The sequence below is a fragment of the Lutibacter sp. genome (assembly GCF_041596795.1).
Taxonomy (GTDB): domain Bacteria; phylum Bacteroidota; class Bacteroidia; order Flavobacteriales; family Flavobacteriaceae; genus Lutibacter.
The window spans coordinates 1-6,817 of record NZ_JBFHHX010000158.1; the positions used below are offsets into that span (position 1 = coordinate 1).

A 6,817-nucleotide genomic window follows, 5' to 3' on the forward strand; every position below is an offset into this window, starting at 1 on the left:
AATTTCTTTTTCAGAAGGCATTGTTTTCATACTGCCATCAAACTTCCAAATTTTATCCATAGAAGCATAGCTAATGTCAAAAGCACCATCAGTTAATTTTGAAATTGCTATAGAGCGTTCAATTAAATCAAACAATTCTTTGTCAACTTTTACAGGTTGTATTCCAGCATTTCGTATAATTTCTGATGTTTGTGAATTTGGATCCCACGATGAAATTAATTTTTCAATTCTGGTAATTTCTTCAACAGCTAAGTTAATAAAATATGAAGCTTTTAATGTATCATTTGCTACTACCGAAATGTCAAATCGGCTTCCCATTAATTTTAATGTTTTTCTATGTATTTGTTGGCTAAATAACTGTGTTGAGGAGCATAGAATTACAATTAAAAATAGTTGTTTTTTCATTATTTAAATGAAGTAAGTAGTTTAATATATTCAGTTGGACTAGTTTTTTTGTAGCCAGTATTTCCTAGCATTTTTCCATTTTTATCCAAAACGGCAACAAAAGGAAAGTAACCTTGTGTGTTGTATTTTTCCATAAGTTGGTTGTTTTGTTTTTGCTGACTTTCAGTTAATTTGTTTTTGCTTTTTCTTGGAAAATCTGCTTTAACAAGTATAAAATGTTCTTTAGAGTACTTAATAAATTCTGGAGTGCTCCAAATTTCTTTATCTAGCTTAATACAGGGCGCACACCAATCTGATCCTTGAAAAACCAGAATAATTGGTTTGTTTTCCTTGTTTGAAATAGTTTTGGCTTCTTCAAAATTTGTAAGCCAATTTTGGGCATTTGTTATTGTAATGGTGCATAACAAAAACGTACTTAAAATAAGTTTTTTTAACATTTTGATTCAAATAATTTGTAGTGTTCTTTAAGAACGAAAAATAGATTAGTTTAGTATTTACAACTCACAAGCATTCCAAATAGGGTCATTTGGAGTTGGTGCATTTAGTGTAATATTTTCTTTAGTAACAGGATGTGTAAATTCAATTTTACGAGCGTGTAAATGAATACTTGCATCTTTATTACTTCTATCAAAACCATATTTTAAATCGCCTTTAATTGGGCAACCAATTGCGGCTAATTGACATCTAATTTGATGATGACGACCAGTTTCTAAATCAACTTCAAGTAAGTGATAATTGTCTAGTGATTTAATTAATTTGTAGTGCAGTGTAGCCTTTTTACTTCCATTTACTTCAGAAGAATACGAAGTAGATTTGTTGTTTTTTGGGTTTTTTAATAAAAAGCCTGTTAAGGTATCTTCTAGGTTTGTAGGTAAATTTTTTACAATAGCCCAATAGGTTTTGTTTACCTTTTTATCGCGTAGCATTTTATTAAATCGCTCTAAAGCTTTAGAAGTTTTAGCAAAAACAACAACACCTGTTGTTGGGCGATCAAGTCGGTGAACAACTCCCAAAAAAACATTACCAGGTTTGTTGTATTTATCTTTAATATATTCTTTAATAATGTCGCTTAATGGTGCATCGCCAGTTTTATCACCTTGTACAATATCACCACTTTGCTTATTAACAATAATTAAGTGGTTGTCTTCAAATAAAATATTTAAAGTATTTTTGGTTGAAGCCATTGTTTTAAGAGTTTTCTAAAACCTTTTGATTTAAATCGCCAATAAATTGAAGTAATTCTTCTTTTCCAGAGGCATTTGTAGCGGAAGTAGCAAAATATGGAGGCATTTCTTCCCAAATTGTGCTGGTCATTTTGTTACTATATAGCTGAATATTTCTGTTTAATTGTGAAAGTTTCAACTTGTCAGACTTTGTAAAAATAATGCAAAAAGGAATACCGTTTTCACCTAAGAATTCCATAAATTCTAAATCTATTTTTTGAGGTTCTAATCTAGAATCTACCAAAACAAAAGAACAAATTAATTGTTCGCGTTGCAGAAAATAATCCTTTATAAATTCTTGAAAACCCTGTCTTAATTTTTTAGATACTTTTGCATATCCATAACCTGGTAAATCAACTAAAAACCAATTTCCATTAATTTTAAAATGATTTATTAGTTGTGTTTTTCCTGGTTTACCTGATGTTTTTGCCAATTTACTATGGCCTGTAATCATATTTATAAGTGATGATTTTCCAACATTAGACCTTCCAATAAAAGCATATTCAGGTAATTGCTCTTTTGGGCATCTTGTAACATCGGTATTGCTAATTACAAAATCAGCGGTTTTAATAATCATCTTTTATATTTTTCTCTCCTTCAACCAGTTATGAAGAATTTCATTAAATTTATCTGGATGTTCCATCATTGGAGCATGCCCACATTCATCAAGCCAAAATAAATCAGCATCGGGTAATAATTTTTGAAAATCTACAGCTACTTCTGGCGGAGTAACATTATCATTTCTACCCCAAATAACACAAGCAGGAGTATTTAATTTTGGTAAATCATTAGCCATATTATGTCTAATAGCACTTTTAGCTATTGCTAATGTTCTAATTACTTTTGTTCTGTCGTTTACAGAAGCGTAAATTTCGTCTACAGCCTCTTTAGTTGCTACTTTTGGATCAAAAAATACTTCTTCAGTTTTTTTCTTAATGTATTCGTAATCACCTCTTTTAGGATATGTGTCGCCTAAAGATTTTTCATACAAACCAGAACTGCCTGCTAGTACTAATCCATCAACGCTTTTTAAATTTAATTTTGTGAAATATAAGGCTATATGTCCACCTAAAGAATTGCCTACTAAAACAGCACTTTCTATATTTTTGTGTTTCATAAAATCTTTTAAAAACTTAGCTAAATTTTTAACATTTGTTTTTAAAATAGGTAAAGAATATATAGGTAATTCAGGTATTAAAACTTTATAACCATTTTGTGAAAAATAGTTAAAAACGCCATCAAAATTACTTAAGGCACCCATTAACCCATGAAGCACAATTATTGGTTGTCCTTCACCAGCTTCTATATAACTAAATTTTCCTTCTTTTATAAGATTTTGGCTCATTAATAATGTATTTAAGCGAACTGCAAAGGTAGTCTTTTTTTCGAAAAAAAAACTTTTAAAAATAGGCTTGTTATTAATTGTTTAATGGGTTGAATGTCAAATTTATAGGTTGAAATTGGGTTTGAGTGGTAAAAGTTATCAACAAAGTGGGTTAAAGTGGTAAAATGTGGGAAATAATTCCTATTTTTGAATTCATTACACAAACTCATGATAAATTTAATAGGGACATACGAAGGAAAAGCGGATGCAAAGCTAAGGCTTTTATTGCCAGCACCTTTAAAAAAACAGCTTGCTTCTGTAATGCAAGATGGGTTTGTTATGAAACGTTCAGTTCATGAGCAATGTTTGGAGGTTTACGCCATGGCTGAGTGGAATTTGTTGATGAATGAGATTAGTAGTATTAACAGATTTATAAAAAAGAATAACGATTTTATAAGAATTTTTACTGCAGGAATTAAAATTGTTGAATTGGATAGTGCAGGAAGGTTGTTAATTCCAAAAGATTTGCAGGCGTATGCAGGTATTAGTAAAGAAATTGTTTTGGCGGCTTCGGGAAATGTGATTGAGATTTGGGATAAAGATAAATATGAGGAATCTATTAATGTATCATCTGATGAATTTTCGGCATTAACTGAAGATGTTATGGGCGGTAATAATAAAAGAAATGTAGATGGAATATCATAACCCTGTTTTATTGAAAGAAAGTGTTGATGGTTTAGCAATTAAACCTGATGGTGTGTATGTGGATGTTACTTTTGGAGGTGGTGGCCATTCTAAAGAAATTTTGAAAAGGTTGGGCGAAAATGGAAGGCTTTTCGGTTTTGATCAAGATGAAGATGCGCAACGAAATATAATTGATGATGAGCGATTTACATTAATTCCTCAAAATTTCAGACATATAAAAAGGTATTTGCGTTTTTACAATATTAAAAAGGTAGATGGAATTTTGGCTGATTTAGGTGTTTCATCTCATCAGTTTGATGAAGCAGAAAGAGGTTTTTCTACACGTTTTGATGCAGATTTAGATATGAGAATGAATCAAACAGGGCAGTTGTCTGCGTTTGATGTTGTAAATAACTATGATGAAGAGCAATTGGCAAACGTGCTGTTTCAATATAGTGAGTTAAGAAATGCGAAAGCTATTGCAAAAAAAATTGTAGCAGCCAGAAGTGAGCAAAAAATTAAAACAAGTTTTGAGTTAAAAGAAGTTTTATCGGAATTTGTTCCAAAAGCAGTTGAGCATAAAATTTTAGCTCAAATTTTTCAAGGAATAAGAATAGAGGTAAATCAGGAAATAGAAGTTTTAAAAGAGTTTTTATTGCAAACTCCAGAATTGCTGAATAAAGAAGGAAGGTTGAGTGTAATTTCTTATCATTCTTTAGAAGATAGATTGGTTAAGCGTTTTATGAAAACTGGTTTGTTTGAAGGTGAGCCTGAAAAAGATTTTTTTGGAAATATTAGTGTGCCGTTAAAAACAGTTGGTAAAATGATTGTGCCAACGTTTCAGGAAATAAAAGCAAATAATAGAGCAAGAAGCGCCAAATTAAGAATAGCAACTTTAAAATAAATGGCAACTGTTAAAGATACGATATATGGTTTTTTAAAAGGGAGTTTTCTAGTAAGTGATGACTCTTTTAAAAACTGGCGTTTTATTTTGTTTGTGGTTGGTTTAATGATGTTGATAATTGCAAGTTCCCATAGTGCAGACCAAAAAGTAATGGAAATAGCACGTTTAAATAAAGAAATTAACGAAAAAAGAGCTGAATTTTTAGATACTAGAACTGCTTTTATGGAGTTAAAACTGGAATCATCAATAAGAAATAAAGTTGTGGATTTGGAATTAAAACCAAGTGAAAATCCACCTCAAGTAATAAGAGTAATATCAAAAAAAAGTAAATAATTGGCAGCTTCAAAAAAGGGTATATTAAATAAATTATACATTGTGTTTATTGTAATCACATTGTTTCTTATTGCTATTATAGTAAGGCTTACCGATATTCAATTTACTGATGGTGAAAAATACAGAGAACTTTCTGAACAGTTAACCTTAAGAAATGATACCATTTTTGCAAATAAGGGAAGTGTTTTTTCTGATGACGGAAGTTTGTTGGCAACCTCTATGTCGCAGTACGAAATTAGAATGGATGCCTATACTGTTGAAGAAAAAGTTTTTGAAAAAAATATACGTGCGCTTTCGGAAAAATTATCAAAGAAATTTGGGAGTTCGGCAAGTAGCTGGGAATCAAAAATAAGAAAAGCCAGAAGCACAAAAAATAGATATTTGTACATTAAAAGAGGACTTGGGTATAATGATTATATGACTGTAAAAAGTTTTCCAATTTTTAATTTAGGAATGTATAAAGGTGGTTTTATTGCAGAGCAAACTACAGTTAGAGCGCATCCGTTAGGTAGAGTTGCAGAAAGAACTATTGGTTATGATGATTATAGAGGAGCGCCAGGAATTGAAGGTGCATATAGATCTTATTTGGTTGGAAAAAATGGTTATAGATTAAAACAAAAAATTGCAAAAGGACAATGGAAACCAATTAATGATAATAATGAAATTGAACCTGTAAATGGGAATGATATTGTTACTACAATTAATGTAAATATTCAGGATATAGCTCATCACTCTTTATTAAGACAATTAGAATTGTATGAGGCAGATCACGGTTGTGTAGTTGTTATGGAAACAAAAACGGGTGAAATTAAAGCTATCTCAAATTTAGGAAGAAGTTCAAGTGGTAAATATTATGAGCGTTTAAATTATGCAGTTGGAGAATCTCATGAGCCAGGTTCTGCATTTAAATTAATGGCTTTTGTTGCTGCTTTAGAGTCTGGAGCTATAGATACAAGTACGGTTGTAGATACTGGTGATGGAAGATATAAAATGTACGGAAGATATATTAGCGATTCTCATCGTGGAGGTTATGGGAAAATATCTGCGGCGAGAGCTTTAGAAGTATCATCAAATATTGGTTTGGCAAGGTTAATTGAAGAAAATTTTGGTTCAAATCCTCAAAAATTTATTGATATAATTAAAGGAATGAATTTAAATAATCCGTTAGGGTTGCCAATTAAAGGAGAAGGAAAACCAGATATTCCTGCACCAGGTGAGAAAAAATGGAGTAAAAACGCATTACCTTCAATGTCTTACGGATATAATTTGCAATTAACACCTTTGCAAACATTAACGTTTTACAATGCTATTGCAAATAATGGAGAAATGGTAAAACCAATGTTTGTGAAAGAAATTAGAACTTGGGATAAGCATGTAGAGTCTTTTGGTAAAACTGTTATAAATCCTGCTATTTGTTCGCAAGAAACAATTAAAAAAGTTCAGGAAGTTTTAAAAAATGTTGTTAAAAGAGGAACAGGTCAAAAAATGTATTCTGAAGATTTTTCAATGGCTGGAAAAACAGGTACAGCTCGAACAGAATATTGGAAATCAGATTGGGCAGAAAACCGATTGTATATTTCATCTTTTACGGGGTATTTTCCTGCTGAAAACCCATTGTATTCATGTATTGTGGTGGTTCATAAGCCAAAGGTTCAAACTGGTTTTTATGGAGCGGATGTAGCAGGTCCAGTTTTTAAAGATATTGCTCAAAAAATTTACACTTCAAATCATACAATTAACAAGGTAAACAAACGCATGCCAATTTTTAAAGGAGTTGAAAACAACTATAATTCATACTATACAAATTCAAATAAAGCACTTAATTCAATCCCAAATGTAAAAGGAATGGCGGCAATGGACGCCATTCCTTTACTTGAAAATTTAGGGTTAAAAGTAAAGCTAGAAGGTAAAGGAAAAGTTATAGAACAGTCAATAGAAGTTGGA

General features: G+C 31.1%; 9 protein-coding genes. 4 read left to right on the plus strand and 5 right to left on the minus strand.

Annotated elements, in window-relative coordinates:
* The 5 genes from ABY298_RS13895 to ABY298_RS13915 form a co-directional block, all read right to left on the minus strand.
* Positions 1-405: FAD:protein FMN transferase (locus tag ABY298_RS13895; protein WP_372746663.1), on the minus strand; the 405-nt coding region annotated here is incomplete at its 3' end.
* Positions 405-842 (minus strand): thioredoxin family protein, encoded by a 438-nt coding sequence (locus ABY298_RS13900; protein WP_372746664.1) that lies wholly within the window; start codon positions 840-842, stop codon positions 405-407. The genes ABY298_RS13895 and ABY298_RS13900, both read right to left, overlap by 1 nt.
* A gap of 57 nt (positions 843-899) precedes the next feature.
* Positions 900-1,589 (minus strand): RluA family pseudouridine synthase, encoded by a 690-nt coding sequence (locus ABY298_RS13905; protein ID WP_372746665.1) that lies wholly within the window; start codon positions 1,587-1,589, stop codon positions 900-902.
* Between the two features lie 4 nt (positions 1,590-1,593).
* Positions 1,594-2,205 (minus strand): ribosome biogenesis GTP-binding protein YihA/YsxC, encoded by a 612-nt coding sequence (gene yihA / locus ABY298_RS13910; RefSeq protein WP_372746666.1) that lies wholly within the window; start codon positions 2,203-2,205, stop codon positions 1,594-1,596.
* Between the two features lie 3 nt (positions 2,206-2,208).
* Positions 2,209-2,973, minus strand: a complete 765-nt coding sequence (locus ABY298_RS13915; RefSeq protein ID WP_372746667.1) for an alpha/beta fold hydrolase — start codon at positions 2,971-2,973, stop codon at positions 2,209-2,211.
* A gap of 207 nt (positions 2,974-3,180) precedes the next feature.
* Here ABY298_RS13915 and ABY298_RS13920 point away from each other — a divergent pair, with 207 nt between their 5' ends.
* From ABY298_RS13920 to ABY298_RS13935, 4 genes are all read left to right on the plus strand, one after another.
* The gene (locus ABY298_RS13920) at positions 3,181-3,657 is read left to right on the plus strand and encodes a division/cell wall cluster transcriptional repressor MraZ (RefSeq protein ID WP_372746668.1); all 477 of its coding nucleotides are present in this window, start codon (positions 3,181-3,183) and stop codon (positions 3,655-3,657) included.
* Positions 3,644-4,540 (plus strand): 16S rRNA (cytosine(1402)-N(4))-methyltransferase RsmH, encoded by an 897-nt coding sequence (rsmH, locus tag ABY298_RS13925; protein WP_372746669.1) that lies wholly within the window; start codon positions 3,644-3,646, stop codon positions 4,538-4,540. Before ABY298_RS13920 ends, rsmH begins: the two co-directional genes overlap by 14 nt.
* Entirely contained in the window at positions 4,541-4,873 is a 333-nt protein-coding gene (locus ABY298_RS13930) for an FtsL-like putative cell division protein (protein WP_372746670.1), read from the plus strand.
* A partial coding sequence (locus ABY298_RS13935) for a penicillin-binding protein (protein WP_372746671.1) occupies positions 4,874-6,817 on the plus strand: 1,944 nt, incomplete at its 3' end.

Coding starts and splice junctions, on each gene's coding strand:
- ABY298_RS13915 (WP_372746667.1), bottom strand. CDS start 2,973: ATGAGCCAAAATCTTATAAAAGAAGGAAAATTTAGTTATATAGAAGCT.
- rsmH (WP_372746669.1), top strand. CDS start 3,644: ATGGAATATCATAACCCTGTTTTATTGAAAGAAAGTGTTGATGGTTTA.
- ABY298_RS13900 (WP_372746664.1), bottom strand. CDS start 842: ATGTTAAAAAAACTTATTTTAAGTACGTTTTTGTTATGCACCATTACA.
- ABY298_RS13930 (WP_372746670.1), top strand. CDS start 4,541: ATGGCAACTGTTAAAGATACGATATATGGTTTTTTAAAAGGGAGTTTT.
- ABY298_RS13905 (WP_372746665.1), bottom strand. CDS start 1,589: ATGGCTTCAACCAAAAATACTTTAAATATTTTATTTGAAGACAACCAC.
- ABY298_RS13920 (WP_372746668.1), top strand. CDS start 3,181: ATGATAAATTTAATAGGGACATACGAAGGAAAAGCGGATGCAAAGCTA.
- yihA (WP_372746666.1), bottom strand. CDS start 2,205: ATGATTATTAAAACCGCTGATTTTGTAATTAGCAATACCGATGTTACA.